This is a genomic window from Niastella yeongjuensis, from assembly GCF_900110245.1.
Lineage (GTDB): Bacteria > Bacteroidota > Bacteroidia > Chitinophagales > Chitinophagaceae > Niastella > Niastella yeongjuensis.
The window spans coordinates 151992-174906 of the sequence record NZ_FOCZ01000001.1 but is presented as its reverse complement, the minus strand read 5'-3'; the positions used below and the strand labels follow the sequence as shown (position 1 = coordinate 174906).

General features: G+C 43.7%; 25 protein-coding genes. 14 read left to right on the top strand and 11 right to left on the bottom strand.

From position 1 onward, the window contains the following. Positions 1-33: 33 nt before the first annotated feature. Positions 34-996 carry a formylglycine-generating enzyme family protein gene (locus BMX95_RS00815; RefSeq protein ID WP_081199913.1) on the bottom strand — a complete coding sequence of 321 codons (963 nt, stop codon included), beginning with the start codon at positions 994-996 and terminating at the stop codon, positions 34-36. A 303-nt stretch (positions 997-1299) separates the two neighbouring features. Between BMX95_RS00815 and BMX95_RS00810 the strand changes: the two genes are divergently transcribed. The 3 genes from BMX95_RS00810 to BMX95_RS34790 all read left to right on the top strand — a co-directional run bounded on the left by BMX95_RS00810 (position 1300) and on the right by BMX95_RS34790 (position 3349). After that, complete coding sequence (locus BMX95_RS00810) at positions 1300-2232, top strand: hydroxypyruvate isomerase family protein (RefSeq protein ID WP_081199540.1); 933 nt, start codon at positions 1300-1302, stop codon at positions 2230-2232. Between the two features lie 60 nt (positions 2233-2292). Beyond that, on the top strand, positions 2293-3006 hold the full coding sequence (locus tag BMX95_RS00805; RefSeq protein WP_081199542.1) for a hypothetical protein: 714 nt from the start codon (positions 2293-2295) through the stop codon (positions 3004-3006). Between the two features lie 196 nt (positions 3007-3202). Further along, positions 3203-3349, top strand: coding sequence for a hypothetical protein (locus BMX95_RS34790; RefSeq protein ID WP_165758887.1), 147 nt, complete (start codon positions 3203-3205; stop codon positions 3347-3349). 342 nt (positions 3350-3691) lie between these two features. Here the strand turns inward: BMX95_RS34790 and pdxA are convergent, their stop codons facing one another. Then, positions 3692-4792 (bottom strand): 4-hydroxythreonine-4-phosphate dehydrogenase PdxA, encoded by a 1101-nt coding sequence (pdxA, locus tag BMX95_RS00800; protein WP_081199544.1) that lies wholly within the window; start codon positions 4790-4792, stop codon positions 3692-3694. Positions 4793-5183: 391 nt separating this feature from the next. Between pdxA and BMX95_RS00795 the strand changes: the two genes are divergently transcribed. The 5 genes from BMX95_RS00795 (at position 5184) to BMX95_RS00775 (ending at position 8623) form a co-directional block, all read left to right on the top strand. Continuing rightward, positions 5184-5615 (top strand): hypothetical protein, encoded by a 432-nt coding sequence (locus BMX95_RS00795; protein WP_081199546.1) that lies wholly within the window; start codon positions 5184-5186, stop codon positions 5613-5615. A 172-nt stretch (positions 5616-5787) separates the two neighbouring features. Continuing rightward, on the top strand, positions 5788-6645 hold the full coding sequence (gene rsmA / locus BMX95_RS00790) for a 16S rRNA (adenine(1518)-N(6)/adenine(1519)-N(6))-dimethyltransferase RsmA (RefSeq protein ID WP_242673100.1): 858 nt from the start codon (positions 5788-5790) through the stop codon (positions 6643-6645). 21 nt (positions 6646-6666) lie between these two features. Next, positions 6667-7590 (top strand): NAD(P)-dependent oxidoreductase, encoded by a 924-nt coding sequence (locus tag BMX95_RS00785; protein ID WP_081199550.1) that lies wholly within the window; start codon positions 6667-6669, stop codon positions 7588-7590. A 153-nt stretch (positions 7591-7743) separates the two neighbouring features. Next, the gene (greA, locus tag BMX95_RS00780) at positions 7744-8217 is read left to right on the top strand and encodes a transcription elongation factor GreA (RefSeq protein ID WP_081199552.1); all 474 of its coding nucleotides are present in this window, start codon (positions 7744-7746) and stop codon (positions 8215-8217) included. Positions 8218-8233: 16 nt separating this feature from the next. Beyond that, positions 8234-8623, top strand: coding sequence for an HIT family protein (locus BMX95_RS00775; RefSeq protein WP_081199554.1), 390 nt, complete (start codon positions 8234-8236; stop codon positions 8621-8623). A gap of 24 nt (positions 8624-8647) precedes the next feature. On the opposite strand, the gene ruvC is transcribed toward BMX95_RS00775, so the two are convergent. Then, a complete protein-coding gene (ruvC, locus tag BMX95_RS00770; RefSeq protein ID WP_081199556.1) occupies positions 8648-9220 on the bottom strand; it encodes a crossover junction endodeoxyribonuclease RuvC in 573 nt (190 codons plus the stop codon). A gap of 44 nt (positions 9221-9264) precedes the next feature. On the opposite strand from ruvC, the gene BMX95_RS00765 reads away from it, so the two are divergent. Both BMX95_RS00765 and BMX95_RS00760 read left to right on the top strand, forming a co-directional pair. Continuing rightward, complete coding sequence (locus BMX95_RS00765; protein ID WP_165758888.1) at positions 9265-10254, top strand: lysylphosphatidylglycerol synthase transmembrane domain-containing protein; 990 nt, start codon at positions 9265-9267, stop codon at positions 10252-10254. A 53-nt stretch (positions 10255-10307) separates the two neighbouring features. Further along, positions 10308-11102 (top strand): DUF3108 domain-containing protein, encoded by a 795-nt coding sequence (locus BMX95_RS00760; protein ID WP_081199559.1) that lies wholly within the window; start codon positions 10308-10310, stop codon positions 11100-11102. 750 nt (positions 11103-11852) lie between these two features. Here the strand turns inward: BMX95_RS00760 and BMX95_RS00755 are convergent. The 5 genes from BMX95_RS00755 to BMX95_RS00735 form a co-directional block, all read right to left on the bottom strand. Further along, entirely contained in the window at positions 11853-12692 is an 840-nt protein-coding gene (locus BMX95_RS00755) for an MBL fold metallo-hydrolase (protein ID WP_081199561.1), read from the bottom strand. Positions 12693-12735: 43 nt separating this feature from the next. Continuing rightward, positions 12736-14094, bottom strand: coding sequence for an MFS transporter (locus BMX95_RS00750; RefSeq protein WP_081199563.1), 1359 nt, complete (start codon positions 14092-14094; stop codon positions 12736-12738). 45 nt (positions 14095-14139) lie between these two features. Beyond that, positions 14140-14940, bottom strand: coding sequence for an undecaprenyl-diphosphate phosphatase (locus BMX95_RS00745; RefSeq protein WP_081199565.1), 801 nt, complete (start codon positions 14938-14940; stop codon positions 14140-14142). A gap of 109 nt (positions 14941-15049) precedes the next feature. Beyond that, the gene (locus BMX95_RS00740) at positions 15050-15304 is read right to left on the bottom strand and encodes a DUF3098 domain-containing protein (RefSeq protein WP_081199915.1); all 255 of its coding nucleotides are present in this window, start codon (positions 15302-15304) and stop codon (positions 15050-15052) included. Between the two features lie 52 nt (positions 15305-15356). Continuing rightward, entirely contained in the window at positions 15357-16232 is an 876-nt protein-coding gene (locus BMX95_RS00735; RefSeq protein ID WP_081199567.1) for a cell division protein FtsX, read from the bottom strand. 236 nt (positions 16233-16468) lie between these two features. Between BMX95_RS00735 and leuS the strand changes: the two genes are divergently transcribed. Continuing rightward, the gene (gene leuS, locus BMX95_RS00730) at positions 16469-19240 is read left to right on the top strand and encodes a leucine--tRNA ligase (protein WP_081199569.1); all 2772 of its coding nucleotides are present in this window, start codon (positions 16469-16471) and stop codon (positions 19238-19240) included. On the opposite strand, the gene BMX95_RS00725 is transcribed toward leuS, so the two are convergent. Continuing rightward, positions 19237-20307, bottom strand: a complete 1071-nt coding sequence (locus tag BMX95_RS00725) for a hypothetical protein (protein ID WP_081199571.1) — start codon at positions 20305-20307, stop codon at positions 19237-19239. The two genes, leuS and BMX95_RS00725, sit on opposite strands and share 4 nt — an antisense overlap. A gap of 193 nt (positions 20308-20500) precedes the next feature. Between BMX95_RS00725 and BMX95_RS00720 the strand changes: the two genes are divergently transcribed. Continuing rightward, entirely contained in the window at positions 20501-20983 is a 483-nt protein-coding gene (locus tag BMX95_RS00720; protein ID WP_081199574.1) for a hypothetical protein, read from the top strand. A gap of 14 nt (positions 20984-20997) precedes the next feature. On the opposite strand, the gene BMX95_RS34785 is transcribed toward BMX95_RS00720, so the two are convergent. Beyond that, positions 20998-21135 carry a hypothetical protein gene (locus tag BMX95_RS34785; RefSeq protein WP_165758889.1) on the bottom strand — a complete coding sequence of 46 codons (138 nt, stop codon included), beginning with the start codon at positions 21133-21135 and terminating at the stop codon, positions 20998-21000. A gap of 217 nt (positions 21136-21352) precedes the next feature. Here BMX95_RS34785 and BMX95_RS00715 point away from each other — a divergent pair, with 217 nt between their 5' ends. Next, positions 21353-22063 (top strand): peptidoglycan DD-metalloendopeptidase family protein, encoded by a 711-nt coding sequence (locus tag BMX95_RS00715; RefSeq protein ID WP_081199576.1) that lies wholly within the window; start codon positions 21353-21355, stop codon positions 22061-22063. A 76-nt stretch (positions 22064-22139) separates the two neighbouring features. Beyond that, positions 22140-22634: a DUF1203 domain-containing protein gene (locus tag BMX95_RS00710; RefSeq protein WP_081199579.1), complete on the top strand. Its 495-nt coding sequence runs from the start codon at positions 22140-22142 to the stop codon at positions 22632-22634. Here the strand turns inward: BMX95_RS00710 and BMX95_RS00705 are convergent. Then, positions 22629-22913 carry a hypothetical protein gene (locus BMX95_RS00705; protein ID WP_081199917.1) on the bottom strand — a complete coding sequence of 95 codons (285 nt, stop codon included), beginning with the start codon at positions 22911-22913 and terminating at the stop codon, positions 22629-22631. The two genes, BMX95_RS00710 and BMX95_RS00705, sit on opposite strands and share 6 nt — an antisense overlap. Positions 22914-22915: the final 2 nt, after the last annotated feature.

Genomic DNA, 22915 nt, shown 5'->3' with positions numbered 1-22915 from the left:
TCCCTGTTTCAGCATGCCTGGTAATGCAGCGCATTACTCGTGGCAATATTTTTTATAAAAAGCGGCTGCTTCTTCAGCAGTAGGTGGTTTAGCAGGCCGAACGATCCTGAACCCAACGGCCATGGCATCGGTGAGCCACCATTTGCTTTTTGGCATTTGCGGATCACGTCTGTTCCAGGCCGCATCGGATGGCTGACGGCTGGCGCAACGCAGGGCATCGGATTTATCAAGATAGCCGCCGCCACGTACTGCGCGTGGGTAGGTTTCCGTTGGCGCTATCATGGGATTGTTGGGGGTTTCGCCAATGACGGTGAAATAATCATCCTGGTATTGGTCGAGCGTCCATTCACTAACATTGCCCAGCATATCATACAATCCCCAGGCGTTTGGTTTTTTCAGTCCGGTTTTCTGGTACTTCTTATTGCTGTTATCGGCGAACCAGGCATACTCTTTCAGCTGTTTGGCATCGTCGCCAAAAAAGTAAGTGCCGGTGCTGCCTGCGCGGCAGGCATATTCCCATTCAGCTTCGGTAGGCAGCCGGTAAAAAACGCCGGTTTTATTATACAGCCAGCGGCAATACATCATAGCCGTGTATTGCGACATGCTGTTTACCGGAAAGCCGCCCTGTTTGCCCATACCCCAGCTCAGGTCAATGTATTGTGGGGTGGGCCGGGTAACTGCATCTACCTCCGATTCTCGCGGCGTGTTTTCATCGTTGAAGAACAATAAAAACTCATCGTAGGTCACTTCTCTGGCACCCATCCAAAAAGCATCGAGCTGTACTTTTTTCACCGGGCCCTCAGTGGCTTTGTGACCTGTTTCCGAACCCGGACTACCCATATTGAAATTGCCGGCGGGAACAGGCACCATATTGAACGAGACGGTACTACCAGGTATATTTTGTTCATAGGGTACAAATTCGGTTGGAGGACTGAGTTGTGCTATTGCATTAGCACTCGCAAATAATACTGATATTACAATTTGTATTGATTTCACAGGCGCGCTTTTGATGAAGGAAATGGAAATTAAGAAATTAAAGCATTCCATCTGTACCAATAACCCGGATTAAGCAATGTAAACGTTTGCAGGGAATACAGCTGTAAACTATAAACCACAAGCATCATGCAAATACATGCTTTTCCCATTGCCCATTGCCTACTGCCTACTGCCTTTTCAATAAGTCGTACAACGATGAGGGACCCCTAAACCGTTAGTAGCTGTTTATTTTTTGTTTTTCTCTATGAAATGGTAGGGAGCTAAATGTTATTATCCATAAATTTAAATACTAAACGGCTCTATATGAAAAGACGAAACTTTCTGCAACAGCTGTCACTTACCGGCGCTTCTATACTAACAGCTTCTGCTGCCGGTGCTGCTGCTACCGCTTCCTTTCAGCAACCCATGCCCGCTGCAGATAAACCATTCAATTTAAATTATGCCACGCATGACGGGATGTTCAAAAACAGTGCTGGCGCCGATTTTATTGACCAGATAAAATTTGCGTATGACCATGGTTTTCGTTCCATTGAAGACAATGGTATGATGGCCCGCACTCCCGAACTACAAAAGAAAATTGGCGATACCCTGCAAAAGCTGGGCATGAACATGGGTGTGTTTGTAGTTACTTCAGACAACTGGCATTGGAAAACCTCGCTTACTACCGGTAAGCAGGAATGGATAGATAAAATGATGAATGATTGCAAAATTGCCGTGGAAGTGGCCAAACGCTGCGGCGCCAAATGGATGACGGTAGTACCGGGTAATTATGAAAGGTCCTTGTCGTTTGAATATCAAACGGCCAATGTAATTGCGGCCCTGCGCAAAGCAAGCGCCATACTGGAACCGCATGGCCTGGTGATGGTGCTGGAAATGCTGAGCGACAATCCCGACCTGTTCCTGCGTCATTCCGATCAGGCCTATATGATCTGTAAAGCGGTAAACAGCCCGGCCTGCAAAATGTTGTTCGATATGTACCACATGCAACGCAACGAAGGCGATATTATAAACAATATCGATAAGTCGTGGGAAGAGATCGGTTATCTGCAAATAGGCGATAACCCGGGAAGAAAGGAACCCGGTACCGGCGAAATGAATTACAGGAATATTTTCAAACACCTCCATGAAAAAGGGTATAAAGGAATACTGGGTATGGAACATGGAAATGCCCAAAAAGGGCAGGAGGGGGAAGTAGCGCTTATAAAAGCATACCGCGATGCTGACAGCTTTCTGTAAGGCTTCGTTAAATGTGTGTTAGCATGTACCCGGCAAATGGGTGAGTGTTAAATTTGCAGTATGAATACTTTGGGTATGAAATTATCGGTTCCCGCTTTATTGCTGTTGTTCTTATTGCCTGGTTTTACAAGCCGGGCGCAGGATGCCACTGAATTCATAAAAAAGGTGAAAGATAAACTGGCGCTTGTAAATGATTACGAGGCGGAAGGAATAATGAAAACCGATGTGGCATTTATGAAAGTGCCCGAATCGAAAGTGACCATCTTCTATAAGAAGCCCGATAAATTCAAGATCAAAAAACAGGATGGTATTTCTATTGTACCCAAGGGTGGCGGCAATATAAACCTGGCAGCTTTGTTTGAAGGAAATAATTATACTGCAGTACCAGCAGGGAAAGGTACGGTGAATAACGAACCGGTTACTATTGTAAAGCTATTGCCTCTTGATGAAAAAAGCGATGTAGTGGTGTCAACGCTGTACATCGATGAAAAGGAAGCCCTGGTTAAGAAGGCCATTATTACTACCCGTGAAAACGGTACCTATGAAATGGAAATGCAATATGGCAAATATGCCAGCCGTGGTTTGCCCGATACCATCTCTTTTTTATTTGCTACCAAAGATTATAAACTACCCAAAGGCCTTGCCTTCGATTACGATGCAGGTGGCCAACAACCGAAAACCACTACGGCAACCAGTAATCAAAAAGGTAAAATTCAGATCTCATATACCAGCTATACGATCAATAAAGGTTTAGCAAACGACCTCTTCAAATAACGCAGCAACATGGATAACTTACAGGCGCATTGATCTATATCAAATAGTTTTTATTTGTTAAAGTTCAGTTTGATGATAATCAGTCAGTTGATGAATAAGTATAATTCTTTATTAAAAGCAGGAGAAATAATTTAATCAGTAGATGCGTTATAAAGGTGTATTATAATTGTTGATAGTACATCTGAAAACTGAAAACATGTTGTCTTTATTCCTGTGTTTCTTCAAATTACGTTTTACTTACCGCACCATTTTATCTGTAGAGAACGAATGCTCGTTTGATAAGGGCCAGGACCTGGTGGTGGTTAAAGACAACGGATACCAGGTAGCACTTCAAAATATATAATTTAATAAGCCTTTCTTTTACTGCTCACGGCAACGTGGGGATATCCTGTATTTGGCATGATATAGCCGATATATATCGCTGTATGTAAAATTTTCCTTGAACCTTAACTTATGTCGGTTGCTCTGATGTGTAACCTTTTTTTGTAAACCTTAGCTTGTGCTTTTGCATGAAGTGGTTGCCCTTAGCGGGCATACCCCTTCTTAAACCTTAGCCTATATTTTTTTGAATGAAATAGCTGCAATGACTGGCATCTTATTTCATAGACCTTAGCCTACTTGTCCTATCAAAATAAAAAATCCTCCCGGCTGCCGGGAGGATTTTGCTTTTATACAATACCGTTGATTATTCGTTGTTGGGATCTTCTTCAATCTTTTCGTCCTCTACGTTGGCCAGTATCGCCGGTGTTACTTTCTTCACGGGGTTACGATGGTTTTCAACATAACTGTTTCGGCGTTCGATGATATCGATACATTCGAAAATAGCTGTGAGGAAAGAAGTATGATCGGCCTTGTTCTTACCGGCAATATCAAAAGCAGTGCCGTGGTCGGGTGAAGTACGAACTGCAGGCAGTCCTGCTGTATAATTCACGCCTTCGCCAATAGCCAGCGATTTAAAGGGGATCAAACCCTGATCGTGGTACATGGCCAGCACCGCATCGAACTTTTCATACTGGCGGCGGGCAAAGAATGCATCAGCGCTGTAAGGGCCCATAGCCAGCATAAAATGACGGGCATCTTTAATGGCAGGTTTTATAATTTCTTCTTCTTCCCGGCCAATCAGTCCTTCGTCGCCGGCATGGGGATTAAGGCCCAGTACCGCTACTTTAGGTTTATCGATCCCGAAATCTTTTATCAGCGAGTTATTGATGATGCTGAGTTTAGACAGAATGTTTTCGCGTGTTACATGTTTGGCGGCTTCACTTACAGGTACGTGCTCACTTAACAACCCTACTCTGAAATTACCGGCTACCATCAGCATGACCACATCATTTACTCCGAAAATATGTTTCAAATAAGGAGTATGGCCGGTATAATTGAATTCGTTGCTGTGGGTGTTCTTTTTATGAATGGGGGCGGTAACCAGTCCATGGATCTTGCCTTCTTTCAGGGCCTGTGCAGCCTGGGTCAGTGATTTAATGGCGTATTTGCCGCCTATGTCGCTTAATTGTCCGGGGGTAATGCCTACTTCTTCTTCCCAGCAGTTGAAAATGTTGATCTGTTTAAAATTAACGCGGTTCAGTTCCTTAATGCTTTGATAGCTGAAATTGATGTCGGGTACTGATTTGCGATAAAAGTTGATCACTTTATTGGAGGCGAAAATTACGGGGGTGCAAAGTTCGAGCAGGCGATGATCGTTGAGGGTTTTTATAACCAGTTCTGCCCCAATACCGTTCAAATCGCCGATCGAAATGCCTATTATAGGTTTTTGTTGTTGTGCGTTCATTGTGAGTTTACTATTGAAGCGGCTAATTTACGATATAATGTTCAAGGTGAAAGTTTTAAGGTAAAAGGGTATTTTTTAGGCTGGACCCCGGTTTTGGGTGTTGAAATAAGGGCTTTTCCGTAGGCCAAAGGGGTGGGAAAACAATTAGGGCGAAATTGTGCGAAGTATTTATCCTATTTTATTGTTATAGAATGTTTTATAACTTGGGTGCGCTGCTGAAGGATTTGTGTGGAAGGTACATTGTTCGTGTAGGTATGATCGTTCAGCGGATGGTATTAGAATTATTCAAAATAGCCTGACTATCTGTTATTGGTAAGTGTTTAATTTAGATTGACCGTACCAATAAATGTTTGAAAGGCTCGTTTATAGTTTGCCCTAGCAATCCGTATTTATGAAAAACACCCTATTGGCTGTGTTGGTTATCTCATTGTGTTATTATGATAGCCCGGCACAGAACGTTGCCCCACATTCACCCAGGTATGTAAAATACCAGGAAGCAATTTCCAATCGATCTATTGGTAAAGGAGCTAAGAAGGTCAATCCTTTTAGGGATGGTGTTGCTAGTACAGACAAACTCACTAAAGATATCGCAGCCTTGAATAAAATGGCTGATGGCACTGCCAGTTCTGATAAACTGGCCGATATACTATTGAATTCACTGGAAATTTTTGATAGCGTAGGTAAAACCGATAAGCCGGCGTTTCGTGTAGTGCCTGTTGGGCTGTATACGTATGCAGGGTTTATGCGGCAGGAAATAACAAGGAAACAGGAGTTATCAAAACCCAGACCCCTTACCACAAAAAAATCAGGATGGTTATTATAAGTTGACTAAGGTTTTAGTTTCATGCGGATCGAAAGAGGTACGGTTACATTCATTCTTGAATGATAGAACCCTACCTCTTTTATATTTTGGCAGAAGGCAGAGGGCAGAAGGCAGAAATAAAAGGCAGGAGGCAGAAAAATTGGGGAGATGTTAGATAGCAAAGCAATCCCAAATGTCGCGAGCCCACTCACCACTCACCACTCACCACTCACTACTCACTACTCACCCCATCAACTTGTTAACTTGTGAACCCGTCAACTCTTCTTACCTTCGCTCCGTGTATACACTAAAAAAATCGCTGGGACAGCATTTTCTGAAAGATGAAAATATTTGTCATAAAATAGTGCAGGCGCTGCAGGAGCATCCATTTCAACGACTGTTGGAGGTAGGACCAGGTGGAGGTGCCCTGACCAAATACCTGTTGCAGCTGCCGGATATAGAATTTAAATGTGTTGAGCTGGACGAAGAAAAAGTGACCTGGTTATTAAAGACATACCCGGCACTGCAATCAAAGATCATTCACCAGGATTTTCTCACCGTTGACCAACCCTATAGCGAACCTTTTACGGTGGTTGGTAATTTCCCCTACAATATTTCCTCCCAGATCTTATTCAAGGTGCTGGATTGGAAAGCAAGTGTGCAGGTAGTAGTGGGCATGTTCCAGAAAGAAGTGGCCCAACGGGTGGTTGCCGGCGAAGGCAGTAAAGTATATGGCATACTAAGTGTGCTGGTACAGGCTTTTTTTGATGTGGAGTATTTGTTTGAAGTGAGTGAAAATGCGTTCAACCCGCCGCCCAAAGTAAAGAGCGCGGTGATCAGGTTAACGCCCCGGCAAACAATTCCTGACATGAAAAGTGAAAGATCATTTTTTGTATTGGTGAAAACCGCTTTTAACCAGCGGCGTAAAATGTTACGTAATGCCGTTAAAAGCCTATATACACCCGAAGCATTACAAGATCCCATATTCGATAAAAGGGCCGAACAATTAACTGTAAATGATTTTGCGCGGCTTACTTTTACCATGAAATAAGACCCAACAACGAGGATAAGAATGAAGCATGTAATAATCACTGCCAAAGTGCACAACTGGCTTATTGAGCAGTTAGAGAAAAAAGGATATACCGTTCAGTTTGTTCCCGCAGTTACCTATGAAGAGCTGTTGGATACTGTTCATGAAGCAGAAGGTTTAATTGTTACTACCCGCCTGAAGATCGATAAACCCATGATTGACCGGGCCGGCAAATTAAAATGGATCGGCCGCCTGGGAAGTGGTATGGAATTGATTGATGTAACCTATGCAGAAAGCAAGGGTATAAAATGTGTAAGCAGTCCCGAAGGTAACCGCAATGCCGTTGCAGAACATGTGTTGGGAATGTTGCTGGGTCTCATGAACAAGATGAACAGCAGCATGCAGGAGATCAGGGAAGGCAAGTGGATCCGCGATGCCAACCGGGGTATAGAACTTACGGGTAAAACAGTTGGTATTATAGGGTTTGGAAATACCGGCGGCGCTTTTGCCAAATTGCTTTCTTCCTTCGACGTTACCGTACTGGCCTGCGATAAATACAAGTTCGATTTTGCTAAAACTTTTGTACGGGAAGCCAACCCGGAGCAGATTGCCCGTTATGCCGATGTGGTAAGCATGCACCTGCCACTGACAGATGAAACCTTTCATTATGCCAATGATGCATTTTTCAATGCCCTGGAACGCAAGCCGTTTTTTTTGAATGCGTCACGCGGTAAGGTTCAGGACACAGGCGCTATAATCAGGGCGCTTCAAAATGGCAAAATTGCCGGGGCCGGTCTCGATGTGCTGGAAAATGAAAAGCTGGAGACTTATTCAGCTGCCCAAAAAAGCGAGCTGGACTGGTTGTTGCAGCAGCCTAATGTGTTGATTACACCCCACACTGCGGGGTATAGTCATGAAGCCTTTCTTAAAATGGCAACCGTAGTAGTTGAGAAATTGGGGATTTAGTTAAAAAATAGAACCAGGTGCCTTAATCATTCTGAAAAAAAGTTTATTTTTGTTTTATACAGTAGTGCAACGCTTCAGCCCTGAGGCGTTGTTCTTTTTTTCTGTTTATAGTAGTAAAGCACCATTTAGATGGTTTAAAATTAGGAGGTTATTATGAGTAGTGTTTTATACATAACAAAGGAAACGCTCGAGCAAATGAAAGATGAGTTAGTGCGCATGCGTACAGTTGATCGTCCGGCTGCTGCCAGGGCTATTGCTGAAGCACGTGAGAAAGGGGATTTGAAAGAAAATGCTGAGTATGATGCTGCAAAAGAAGCCCAGGGTATACTGGAAGCCAAAATAAAAAAGCTGGAAAGTGACATTGCCAGTGTGCGTATACTTGATACCGAGAACGTAGATACCAGCAAAGTATCTATTCTTACCAAAGTGACCATCCTCAATCTTGCTACCAAGAAGAAGATCACCTATACCATAGTTTCTGAAAAAGAAGCTGACCTGAAACAAGGAAAGATCTCCGTTACCTCCCCCATTGGCCAGGGCCTCCTTGGCAAAGTTGTTGGCGATGTGGCCGAAGTAACCGTGCCCGCCGGCGTACTCAAATTCCAGATTGAAGATATTACCGTTTAAGTAATCCAACCGGGCTATGACTATTTTTTCAAAGATCATTGCCGGTGACATTCCGGCTTATAAGATTGCAGAAAATGATCAGTTTTTTGCATTCCTCGATATCTTTCCATTGGTAGAAGGGCATGTTCTGATTGTGCCCAAACTGGAAATAGATAAATTTTTTGACGTGCCGGATGTTTACCTGAGCTCTATGCTGGTATTTGCCAAACCCATAGCGAAAGCTATCGAGAAGGCATTTCCCTGTAACCGGGTCGGACTGGCAGTAGTGGGCCTTGAAGTGCCACATGCCCATTTGCACCTGGTGCCTATTAATGGAATTGATGACCTCAATTTTACCAGGGGGAAATTAAAGCTCACGTCTGAACAGTTGAAAGCGGCACAGGAGAAGATACTGGCTAATATGTAGAGAAGGCAGAAGGCTCACCACTCACTATTTCAACTGGATCCTATCGGGATTTTTCGCAATAAAGTCCTCCCATCCTTTCAATTTCTTTCCAGCTGTTTTAAGCAGCGCATTATCCTGGAAGTGATGGCAAACTGCCACGGCCAGGGCATCTGACGCATCCAGGTATTTGATATCGGTATTATGTTGAATGTTTAAAATGCGCTGCAGCATTTGCCATACCTGTTCTTTTCCCGCATTACCGTTACCGGTAATGGATTGTTTTATCTTTTTTGGTGAATATTCAACTACTTCTAAACCGGCATGCATGGCAGCGGCAATCGCAACACCCTGTGCGCGGCCTAACTTCAGCATACTCTGTACGTTCTTCCCAAAAAACGGCGCCTCAATGGCAAAACTTACCGGCTTATACTGTATTATCAATTCACTTACTTTTTGATGTATCAGTTGCAGGCGTTCATAATGGTCTTTACGGCCGTTTAATTTCAACGTACTCATCTCCAGCAATTTTATCTTTTGCTGGGAAATAACAATAAGGCTGTAACCCATGAACAAGGTGCCGGGGTCTATGCCAAGAATTATTTTAGAAGGTGTTTGCAAGGAGCCTTGGGATTGGATTACTTTGTGAACTTATTTTGGTGACGTTGAACAAAAATATTAAAATTCTTCTCAACTATGTGGTAGGGCCGCTGGTGTTTTGCGTGCTTTGCTGGTCAATTTACCAGCAATTGGTAAAACAGCAAAACTGGCAGGGATCATTACAGCAAACCTGGAAGGCAGTTTCAGGTCCCAACGCATGGATGCTGGTATTAACGGTAATACTGATCTTCGCCAATTATGGGTTGGAAGCGTGTAAATGGCAGTTGGTAGTAAAACAGGTACAACCTGCATCGTTTGTACAGGCGTGCAAAGCTGTGTTTACAGGAACAACTTTAGCATTTTTTACACCCAACCGTATAGGGGAATACATGGGTCGCATATTATATATGGGTGAAGGCAAACGAATACAGGCGATTTCGCTTACTATTGTATGCAGTATGAGCCAGTTGCTGGTTACCTTGCTGGCAGGAATTGGCGGAATTTTATATTTGATGACCTATGCCAATACCGAATTGCTTCATACGTTTGCAGGGCCCTGGATGAAGATGGTGTTATGTTTTACCATTGGCGCTGCAATAGTTTTAACATTATTTTATTTTCGTTTAGCAGGTCTGGTGAGATGGATGGAGAAGATCCGCTGGTTACAAAAGCCGGTTGTTTATGTCAGGGTTTTACAAAGTCTTAACGCAACTATTTTAATACAGGTTTTGTCTTTATCTGTACTTAGGTACAGCGTTTTTTTAGGACAATATTACCTGCTGTTCAATGTGTTTGATGTGCATATAACTGCTGCACAGGTGGCAGGTGGGGTGAGTGTAATGTTCCTGATTCTTTCAATTATACCGTCTATAGCTGTTATTACCGATTTGGGGGTGCGATGGAAAGTCGGCATTGAAGTGGTACAACTTTTTGATAGTAATATTTCCGGAATTCTGGCAACATCCCTGGCTGTGTGGATCATAAACCTGGTAGTACCGGCGTTGATAGGGAGTTTGCTAATTTTAAGCATGAAAGTGTTTAATAATAGAAAATAATACACCGGCCCGGACGTCAACCTTATTAATTGGATTTAATTGAATAGCGTTACATGAAAGCAAACCGACCACTCGTATTCCTGCTGCTTATAATTGTTAGTTTTCCGCTGAGAGCCGGGGATGGCTTTTGCGAGATCCGTAATTCTGCCTTTTCTGCCGGCGAGCAAATCACCCTGAAGGTGTTTTACACAGTAGTAGGCGCCTATTTCGGTGCTGGTGAAGCCAATTTCAATACCACCGTTGAACATATGAATGGCAAAGCGGTTTACCACATCGTGGGCGATGGCAAAAGCTACAGCTTTTATGATAATTTCTTCAAGGTGCGCGATAAATATGAAACGTATATAGATACGGCCACCCTGCAGCCTTACCGGTTTATTCGTAATGTGTATGAAGGTGGATACAAAAAGTATGAGAATGTAACCTTCAATAAAGCTGCCAACTCGGCCGTAACCAATAAAGGCGTTTATAAAGTGCCTGAATGCGTACAGGATGTGTTGAGTGCTGTCTATTATTCCCGCAACATCGATTTTAATAAACTGAAAGTCAACGATAAGATCAACTTCTCCATGTTCCTTGATAATGAGGTCTATGAAATGTACATCCGGTATCTCGGCAAGGAAACCATAAAAACCAAATACGGTAAGTTCAAAGCTATCAAATTCAAACCGCTCCTGATCAAAGGGACCATCTTTGAAGGCGGCGAAAAAATGACGGTTTGGGTAAGCGACGACAAAAACCATATTCCGGTACGTATAGAAAGCCCCATCTCGGTTGGCAGCGTAAAGATCGATATGATCAGCTACCGCAATTTGCGCTACCCGTTAACTTCATTGATTAGCTTGTAAATCAATAATGTATAATTATTTGCTGCCCGTCAGATGATGGAATTGCCTCCATTTGACCGGGGAAGGTGCTGTGAAATAGCCTAGGTATTGCCTACGAATTGCCTGGGAATGGCCTGAGCATTGCCTGGCGCCAATGGGGATTCCCAGGCAATGTCCATGCAATGCCCAGGCAATGTATGGCCTACCGGATGCAATACCCAGGCCAGTAGACTACCATAATCTTACAGTTAAGATACCAGTACGCTGACAGTAAAATACTGGACGCCTGCATTTCGGGGTACAACGAAAAACGAATCGATCGGATTTTGGAGTTTCGAATCATTCAAAACTACGGGGAGGCAGAAATTTAAAAATGCTCATTTTGCAGGATTGGAATATTCAACCACCTCAAAAACTGTAAAAAGCAGAAAATAGGAGATTTTGGAGAAAATAGCTGATAACTGGTCGTATTAACAAAATAACTAATTCATGCATCATGATAACTAAATATTTACCTAAACGACAAATGCGACTAAAACGACATTTACGACAGATGCAATTTAAATGAAATTTAACAATTTGAAGTAACGGTAACCAGGATGGACAACCTAATAATTAAGAGTGATTTGTGCGAGGAAGTTAGATTATGTAAGTTACAAAAAAAAGGCCAGGAATACCCTGACCTTTTAATAATTATATAGATGCTTATAGCTTTATTAATCCTATCAACCTTATCAACTCCATCAACCTGTTAACTTGTCAACTCCTCAACTACAACTCCTCCAATTTAAACAGGTCTTTGTGACGTACTCCTTTCTCTGTTTGTTGTAAAGAACAACATTCATTTACGGGGTCGTGTTCAAAAAATAAAATGTAATTGTTCTCCACGGCTTCGGTAAGGAATTGCTTTTTTTCCAGCAGCGTGGTAAGTGGAAACATATCGTACGCCATTACATAGGGAATGGGCAGGTGCGCAACTGCAGGTAACAGATCGGCTGCATACACAACGGTATGTCCTTTATAACTGATCTGTGGCAACATCATGGCCTCGGTATGGCCATAGGCAAACCGCACTTTCATGGTGTCGGAAAAATCAATGCCATCCGTTGGTTCAATAAATTTTAATTGACCGCTTTCCTGTATAGGCAGAATATTTTCTTTTAAGAAAGAAGCTTTCTCGCGATCGTTAGGTAGGGTGGCAGCTTCCCAATGCCGTAAGTTGCTCCAGTAATTGGCGTTCTTAAAAGCAGGAAGCAGTTTATCGCCCGAACGAATGATGCTGCCGCCACAATGATCAAAATGCAGGTGGGTAAGAAATACGTCGGTGATATCGTCGGGTGTGAAACCATATTTATTCAGTGACTTGTTCAGGGTGTCATCGCCATTCAAATAATAATGGCTCATGAATTTGGCATCCTGTTTATCACCAATACCGTTATCAATTAATATCAGCCGGTCTGCTTCCTGTATCAACAGGCTGCGCATGGCCCAGTTGCACAGGTTATTGTCATCGGCCGGGTTCAGTTTATTCCAGATCGATTTGGGAACAACGCCAAACATGGCACCGCCATCTAATCTAAAGTATCCGGTATTAATGGAATAAAGTTTCATGATGTTGATTTACAGAGTTTGAATACAATTTGTGTTCCGCTTTTTATGCTTGCTGCGTTAAACGATTAGCCTTGCGCATGGTGAGTCCCAGCCAAACAAAACCCAGCATAAAAAATACCATCAGGGCCAGTACAGAGTTGCGCATGCCGCCAAACCTGATAGTCCGTTCTTCAATATAAGCAAATGTAAACATACCCATTACCAATGCTATCTTTTCTGTAACATCATAAAAGCTGAAGAACGAAGCCGTGTCTTTGGTATCGGGCATCAGGTTCGAATAGGTAGAGCGGCTCAGCGATTGAATACCACCCATTACCAGTCCAACAATGGCACCCAGGAAATAAAATTGAATATCGGTATACGTATAATAAGCGCCAATACAGGCGCCGATCCACACCAGCACACAGGCCATCAGGGTTTGAATATTGCCAAACCGCTCAGATGCCCGGGAAATGATAATAGCGCCGGGAATGGCCACCAGTTGAATGATCATGATGGTGATAATAAGCTTATCGGTAGGCAGGTGCAATTCCTTGGCGCCAAACTGGGTTGCTGCCAGGAATACGGTTTGTATACCGGCGCTGTACCAGAAAAAGGATACCAGGAACAGTTTGAGCACCGGCATATGTTTGAGCTGGCTCCATACTTTCTTTAATTCCAGGAACCCATTGGTGAATACGTTCTTGCGTTCGTGCCGTTCTTTAACGGTGCTGATGGGCAGGTAACGGAAAGAGATCTGTGCAAAACCAAACCACCACAAACCTACGAGTACAAACGAAACCCGGGGTGGCATAAAGTCTTTCGCATAAGTTGAGTGAAATCCAAACAGGTCGGGAAAGAATACAATGATAAAACACAGAACCTGCAGAATTACGCTGCCAATATAACCCCAGGTATACCCTCTGGCACTGATGCGATCGCGCAAACGGTGCGGTACCAGATCGGGCAGAAAGGAGTTGTAAAATACCAGACTTGCCCAAAAACCAATACACGCAAATACCATACAAAAGATTCCTACATCCAAACTGCGCTGCGAAAGCGTAGTTCCTCCGCCAGCCAGCGGTTGTGGTGCAAAGAAATACAACAAGCAGCAAAAGATGGAACCCATGGTGCAAAAGAAGCGCATGAAGTTCCGCTTATTACCCCGGTAATCAGATATGGAGGTAAGTATGGGCGACATAAAGGCAACAACAATAAATGCCGCGCCCAATGCATAATTGTACAAAGCCGTATTTACAAATTTCCGGCCCAGGAACTCCACTTCATTATCGGGTAACCTGTTCTTAGTGATGGCCTCATAATAGGCCGGGAAAATGGTAGAGGTTATAACAAGGTTATAGGCAGAATTTGCCCAGTCGTACATACACCAGGCATTGATCACTTTTCTAGGTGCTATTTGCATAACAATTAGCTTTGGTTTTTTAGGGATAGGGGAACGGAGACCGGACTATTTTCCGATAACGCCGGTATAAAACAGAATAATTAAAGCCAGTCCAACAATGATGCGGTACCAGCCAAACAGGCGGAAGCCATGTTTCTGCAAATAGGTAATAAAGAATTTGATAGCCAGGATGGCAACAATAAAGGCAATAACGCAACCTAACAACAGGGTGCCCATGTTGCCGCTATGGGTGAGTACTTCGGGTTGTTCTTTATACATCTTGTACAGGCTGTAAACTGTTGCGGCCAGCATTGTAGGCACTGCGAGAAAGAAAGAGAATTCAGCGGCCAGGCGGCGGCTTAACTTCTGCTGCATACCACCAATAATAGTAGCGGCACTTCTGCTTAAACCGGGAAACAGGATAGACAATACCTGGTAACAACCAATGATAAAACCTTTTTTAACCGTGATGTTATCTTCCCTGTCGATAGTTGGTTTTTGAAACCATTTATCAACAAACAACAAAACAAAGCCACCCAATAACATGATCACTGCAATGATCATGGGTTTTTCCAGCATGGCGTCGATATGCTTTTTAAACAGGGCGCCAAAAACGAGGGCCGGTATAATAGCAATGATGAGTTTTATATAGAAAGAGATCTTTTTGAAATCGAAGAATTTACGCCAGTACAAAACAACCACTGATAAGATGGCGCCAAACTGAATGACGATCTCAAACAGTTCTACAAAGGGGCCATGATCGCCCATGATGGCCGATGCGATGGCCATGTGTCCGGTTGATGAAATGGGTAAGAATTCGGTAATTCCTTCGATGATGGCGATGATAATGGCGTGTAACGTGCTCATTTCTGGTAATTATTTAAAAAATAGCAAGGATATAAATAAAAGAAGCGATACCTGTACGGCATCGCTCTTATAACGTAGTGTTAACTTAGCTTATCAACATATTAACGTGTCAGCTGTTCTTCGGCTTTTTAAAGATGGCATACACTTCAACGCCCAAACCCAGTAAAATGAGAATGGGAGCGATGGTGATACGACGGAAGCTGTACACTTCATTCTCCTTAAAAACGTTGGGATCGTCGCTTTTACCGCCGGCCATTAAAAGAATGCCAAGTGCTACCAGGATAATACCTGCGATCATCCAGGTGTAATTTTCTTTGGTAAACAGGCTGGTGGCAGGTGCTGATGGTTTTTTTGTTTCCTTCATTGTGGCCATTTATTAGGTGCGCAATATAGGTAATCTAATGAATTTGTCAATGTTAATAGAGCTCGTCGAGTTTCATTTTCAGGTATTTTACCACGCTGCGATAAGTACTGAAGAGGGTAATGCTGATCCCCAGTATGATCAGGAAGGCAAACAGAATGACTACCTTGCCGTTATCGCGCAGGTCGCTCAGGTAGGGCAGGAAATATTCCGATAACATCATGAGCCCGTAAATGAGGAAAATAGCTATCAGGGCGGCAATGAGGCCATTCAATACAGCCCGCATAGTCAGCGGCCGGGCTATGAAACCCCGGGTGGCGCCTACCATTTGCATGGTTTTTATCAAAAAGCGGTTGCTGAACATCGCCAGCCGGATGGTATTATCAATAAGTACTATAGACAGGATGCAGAACAGGGCAGCCAGGGCGGCAAATACGATCAGTCCGACGCGAACTGAGGACCCCATTTTTTCCACCACAAAAGCGGGATATTTTACACTTTCCACCACCAGCTGCCGTTGTTCCAGGTCGGTTTTAATGGCGGCGATGGTATCCTTTTGAACGTACATGCTTTTGAGGTTGAAATCGATGGAGGCGGGCAGTGGGTTCTCATCCAGCAGTTCCTGGAAGTCGGTTTCGCCTTTGGCCATCCACTGCTTTTTGGCAGCTTCCTTATCAATGAATTCTACGGTGTTGGTGTAGGGGCGCGATTTAATGTATTGCATCAGGGTATCCACATCTGCCTGGGTTGCGCTTCTGCGCAGGTACACCTGCAGTTTGATGTCTTCTTTCAGCTCTTCGGTATAGCGGCTGGCATTAAGTAACAGCCACCCGAAAACGCCTACAAAAAAAAGAACTATGGTAACCCCTAAAATGGCCATCGAGTAAGATGGTTTGGAACGCTTGGCCGATGCTTTTCCGAATTGCGCCATGAATTAATTGTTTTTGAAGGGATAATAATGCCTGAAAAGAGCGGCAAAAATAACGGTTTTATCCCGGTAAAACGGTTATTATCCGTATTTTTGACCTCCTTCTTAACGATTGAAATAATATAAAAATTTCAAGCCAGGCTGACTTTTTAACGTTTCCTCAACGTTTGATTGTCAACGAGAAAGGCAAAAAGGCGAGGGAAAAATCAACACTTAAATCTAAGAACTAACTGACTAATATGGAATACAACTTCAGGGATATTGAAAAAAAATGGCAGGCACAATGGAAAGCGTCAGGCGCCTACAAAGTGAGCAATGATTCCCCGAAACCAAAGTTTTATGTACTGGATATGTTCCCTTACCCCAGTGGGGTAGGGCTGCATGTGGGCCATCCGCTGGGCTATATTGCCAGTGATATTTACAGCCGTTTTAAACGGTTAAAAGGGTTCAACGTACTGCATCCGATGGGGTACGATGCGTTTGGTCTTCCGGCTGAGCAATATGCCATTGACCATGGCATCCATCCGGCCATAAGTACCGAAACGAATATCAACACATTTCGCCGTCAGCTCGATAATATTGGTTTTTGTTTCGACTGGGACCGGGAGTTCCGTACCAGCGATCCTAAATACTACAAATGGACACAATGGATCTTCCTGCAGTTGTTTAACGGGTTTTATAACCGCCAAACAAAAAAAGCCGAGCCAATCGCCAACCTGGTGAAAGCTTTTGAAAAAGAGGGCAATACCGGGCACGGAATTCCCCACGATAAATTCGTGATTGCCAAAACCGGCAAAAGGGTATTTACCGCAGCCGAATGGAAAGGCTTTACCGAAAGGGAACAACAGGATATTTTGATGGAATACCGCCTGGCATTTTGCGGTTATGGCGAAGTGAACTGGTGCGAAGCATTAGGTACCGTGTTAGCCAACGATGAAGTAGTGAATGGCGTGAGCGAAAGGGGCGGCTACCCGGTAGTAAAGAAAAAATTACGGCAATGGTACCTGCGCATTACTGAATACGCCGATCGTTTATTGGAAGGCCTCGATCGCATCGAATTCAGCGAATCGATGAAGGAAATGCAAACCAACTGGATCGGTAAAAGCTATGGTGCAGAGATTGCCTTCGATATCAGTGGTAACAGCGACAAACTCACTGTGTATACCACCCGCCCCGATACAATTTTCGGTGTTGATTTTATGGTGATAGCCCCCGAGCACGCACTGATAAAAGATATTACTTCAAGCGAGCAGCAGCAGGCCGTAGAGGAATATGTTGAGTATGTACAAAGCCGCAGCGAACGTGAGCGCATGGCCGAGAAAAAGATCAGCGGGGTGTTTACCGGCGCCTATGCCATCAACCCGTTCAACGGTGCACAGATCCCCATCTGGATCAGTGAATATGTACTGGCTGGTTATGGAACCGGCGCTATCATGGCCGTGCCTTGTGGCGATGAACGAGATCATAAGTTTGCCAACCATTTCAATATACCCATTACCAATATAATTGGCAGTGCCTACGACGGCAAAGAAGCCAATGCTACCAAGGATGCCAGACTGGAAAACTCAGATTTCCTGAATGGGATGGTAATGCGGGAAGCCATGGAAGTGGTGATCCAAAAAATTGAAGAAATGCGTATTGGTGTACGCAAGGTGAACTTTAGAATGCGTGATGCTGCCTTCAGCCGTCAACGGTACTGGGGCGAACCATTCCCCATTAAATGGCAGCATGGCATTGCCTACCCAATGTCGGAAAATGAATTGCCACTGGAATTACCCCATGTGGAAAGTTATAAACCTGGTCCGGAAGGCGAGGGGCCGCTGGCCAATATTCCTGCCTGGACATCACGCGAACTGGAAACCAACACCATGCCCGGTTATGCCGGCAGCAGCTGGTATTTCCTGCGCTATATGGACCCACACAACGATACTGAGTTTTGCAGCCGCAAAACCAGCGATTACTGGGGTCAGGTAGATATCTACATCGGTGGTACCGAACATGCCGTAGGGCATTTATTGTACAGCCGTATGTGGACGAAAGCCCTGTTCGATTTAGGTTTTATCAGTCATGATGAACCCTATAAAAAGCTCGTGAATCAAGGGATGATCCAGGGCAGCAGCCGTTTTGTGTACCGGGTTCATGGCACCAACAAATACGTATCACTGGGGTTGAAAGACCAATATGAAACAGATGCCATCCATGTGGATGTAAACATGGTGGATGGTGTAGAGCTTGATGTGGAGCAGTTTAAAAAGTGGCGCGCAGAATATGAAACGGCAGAGTTCATCCTGGAAGACGGAAAATACATCTGTGGAACTGAGGTGGAGAAAATGAGTAAGCGCCTTTATAATACGGTGAACCCCGATGATGTGGTGAATAAATATGGCGCCGATACCTTCCGCATGTATGAAATGTTCCTGGGCCCTGTTGAGCAAAGCAAACCCTGGGAAACAAAAGGCATTGAAGGAACGCACCGCTTCCTGAAAAAGCTGTGGCGTTTGTTCTATGACGACGTGAAAGGAAAGGTTTGGAATGAAGAAAAAGCCACGCCAGCCGAATTAAAAGTATTACACAAGACCATCAAGAAGATTGAAGAAGATACCGAACGTTTCTCTTTCAATACAGCAGTCAGTGCCTTCATGGTGTGTGTGAATGAATTGATAGAGTTAAAGTGTAATAAAAAAGAGATCCTGGAATCATTGTTGATCCTGTTAACGCCGTATGCGCCGCATGTGAGTGAAGAATTATGGCGTTCATTAGGCAATAACAGCAGCATACTGGATGCAGCCTTCCCAACGCTGAATGAAAGTTATCTGGTAGAAAGCAGCAAAGAGTATCCTATTTCAGTAAACGGAAAATTGCGCACTACCCTCACTATCTCACTCGATACAACACAGGAAGATGTGGAGAAGATTGTATTGGGTAATGAGGTTGTACAAAAATGGTTGGAAGGCAAGCCCCACAAAAGGATCATTTATGTGAAGGGCAAGATGGTGAATGTAGTTGTTTAAAATATTAAGGTGGGTCGTTCCCGACCCACCTTCTTTTTCTGTCTTATAAATCTGATCAACGCACTGCTGTTCTCGGTGCTTTCCAGTCGTGCTTCATATCGTTTGCCATCCACAATAGCTACCATTAAGGACGTATTGGGTGGAATGGTACCCAGGTTCTCAGCCACCATCACCATTTCATTATCCTCACCCAGGTCATTCACTGAAATAGTCATTGAGTAAGGTTTGTTGTTTAACCGTACGTGCTCAAACAGCATTTTATCGTTGAGAAAAACGGCAATGGAGTCACCATCCACCACCGCGTTATCATAAAAACGTAGTTCGATACTATCACCGGTAATGGGAATAACGGTAGCCAGTTTCTTTTCACGGCTTGTATATTTTTGTTGTGCAGTAGTAGCTGGCGTTGGCGTTTTCTTTTCTACAATGGGTGGTGCCGTAACAACAATAGCTGGCTTTTCTTTCTCCACCGGTTTAACGGCAGAGCTTTGATAAGTGCTTTCTGTAATTTCTTTTTCTTCCGGCACTTCAGTCTTTGCCAGGTGCAAACGGGCGATGCTATCGATAATCTCCGGATCATTGGCGCCGTAGATATAGTTCTCAATTACAAAGTCCCATTCATCGTGAAAACCGGAATTGGTTATTTTCTGCAACGCTACTGTGCCTTTGGGTTTGTTCTTGTTATCACGTTCAGTGCTTGCACCGTCGAGGAGCATGGTCATTTCTCCCGGACAATTAAAATCAGCGACAGAGAGCATAGCGCCTTTATCGCCCCCACCAAACAAATTACCTGAGAGCCGGTCTTCAAGCACGGCATCGTCCCACCAAACAACGCTGTTGTTGTTGGGATCGAAGTAGCCTTTCACTGCATAACGAATGTAATTGCTGCGGGAAGTATAGTAGTACGAAGTGCCCAGCAGGCTATCGCCTTTTTTTATGAGTTTTAATTCAGTGTGGGCTGAACCGATCCTGCCTTTCCAGGCGCCGGTAATGGTTTGGCCCTGGGTTGCAATAGAAAGGAAACTACAGAACAACAGGCCCAATAGCAGATCAATACGTGTTTTCAAGGCAATTAATTTTGCTGATGAATGTTAAAAACGCCCCCGGATACGGTAATATTTTGGCCAGGATTTCATTTAACGATTTTACTGGAAATTCCTTTTTCGCTGATTTTGAATCCTTTTGAAGACGTTCAGGAATTCCGGTGTATCTGGTTAAACTAATCTTTTTTTCCGCTGTTTTATTTAGGAAATTAGCAATATGGCACATGCAACTATAGCGTTGATCGAGGGCCTGCGAAAAGCGGCCGCCGGACTGGTAAATGGCAATTATTATGCCTGGGGACACCATGGCGCCTGTAATTGCGGACATTTATTACAGGCTACAACTACGCTTACAAAAGAAGAGATTGTTACTTATGCCCATACGGGTATAGGTGAGTGGACTGAGCTGGCCCAGGAGACCTGCCCGGTCAGTGATGCACCAATTAATTTGCTGTTAAAAAAATTGCAAGACCTCGGTCTCACGCCTACGGATATTCATAATCTGGAATACCTCGAAGATCGGGCAGTATTGAACCGGTTACCCGGCGGCTTTAGATGGCTCAGGCGAAACGTTCGTGAGCATGTGGTGCTGTATTTTGAAACGATGGCAAATATACTGGAAGAGAAATTGCTCAATACAATTGAAGTCAATTACAATGCATTATTGCCTCAGGAGGAATTGGTTATTTACAAAGAGTAGGAGTAAAGTAAAGATCAATTGCCTTTTTTTGCATCCTCCTGGTCGCCTGTTTCCATAAACTCATTCCTGTCTTTCTTATAGTTCATCAGAATAGTATAGGAAATTATCGAAACTGCCAGTATCAAATAAAATATAATCGTCCACGTGTTCATACCCTTCATTGTTTTAATAATATAGTAGGTAGTCAGAAATTATGCCATTTTATAATTTGTGTTGAAAAGTTGGCGAAACTAAATAGTTGTTTGTATTGCTGTAGTTATTACTTATTGATTATTAAGGAGATGTTGTATATTAGCCATCGGGCTTTTGTCTGAATTTTAATTGTTTTAACAGCAACCTGATTATTAGCGTATTATAATTACTCAATCATTGAACACAGCTGCCTTTCAAAATATCATCCGTAAATATCAATATACATTTCACCGGGTTGTAGATTTTGTACCCGGAAAAGATCAGTTACTTCCCATGGATTTTACGCAACAGAATAAAAGTCTCAACTCTGAGATCCTTGGTGATGAACATATTTTCAGTGATTATGTTTTGCAAAAATTGCAAACCACTAACTCCCGGTATGGCATAGGTGGTTATGGTGAAAATCGCACCATCTATAGTATAAGTCCGGTGTTTGATGGGGCCCAGCCTGGCGAGGAGCCACGCCGCCTGCATTTAGGCGTTGATATCTGGGGGCCGGCCGGTACCAAGGTGTATGCCTTTATGGGTGGCATGATACACAGCCTGGCATTCAATGATCAATTCGGCGATTATGGGGCCACGTTAATATTATTACATCAGCTGGATGGCTTTCCTTTTTACACACTCTATGGACATTTAAGCCTGCGCGATATTGAAACACTTTCAGCCGGCCAGTATGTTTCTATTGGTCAAGCCATTGGGCATTTTGGAGAACTGCATGAAAATGGCCACTGGCCACCGCACCTGCATTTTCAGATCATTCTCGATATGGAATTGAAAGAAGGCGACTACCCCGGGGTTTGCAAATATTCCGAACGGGATAAATACCTGGCCAATTGTCCCGACCCTGATCTTATTTTACAGTTGAACAGGTATATAAAAGCATAACCTTTTTTATAGCAATAAACGGGTTGAAACAGGTTGTAAACGATCGCAATTTTGTGTAACAATAAAATGATTCACGATGCGAAAGTTTAAAATTGTTCCGTTATCAAAGGAGTATGCAGCCCAGGTTAGAGATACCGGCAAAGATGCATATGGTCATGCTGTTATTGAACAAATAGCAACCGGCTTAGGGCCATGCAGGGTATCTTTAAAGCCATTCAAAAAAGGAATTGATACCAGGCTATTGATCAGTCACAGCCCCTTTGCTGTTGACAATCCTTATAATCAACCCGGGCCTGTTTTTATCAATAAAGAAGAGGTAGAGGAATATCAAGACGTGTATCGCTTTCCGCCGGAAATAAAAGCCAATAAGAAAAGTTTTCCTTTGTCATTGATTGGTTACAGCAAAGAACAACTGATGGTATTTACCCAATTGGTAGGGGATGATGATGTGGATGAACTGATCCCCAATATATTTGAACTGCATTCCGAAATTGAGTATCTCCATGCCCGCAATGCACAGGCTTGTTGTTACATCTGTAAAATTGAACGGGTTGATGAAACCTCGTTATAACATAGCTTTTACCAGTTCTTCCCATTCCTGTTCCAGGCCATAACCGGGCATGCGCTGGCCGGCCTTGGTATACCAGTAATTGGCGTTCCAGATATCGCCTTCCTTGCGATGCAGGTATGCATGGATCCAGGCAGCAGATTTATCAGACAGATCCTGGATCAAAGTATGTGCATGGTCCCAGTCACCTTTGGCATCGTGCCATAACGATTGAAGATACACGTTGGTATTGGCTGGTGGTGTATTGGTTGTCAGACTTTGTTGAAAGGCTTCGAAGTTCATGT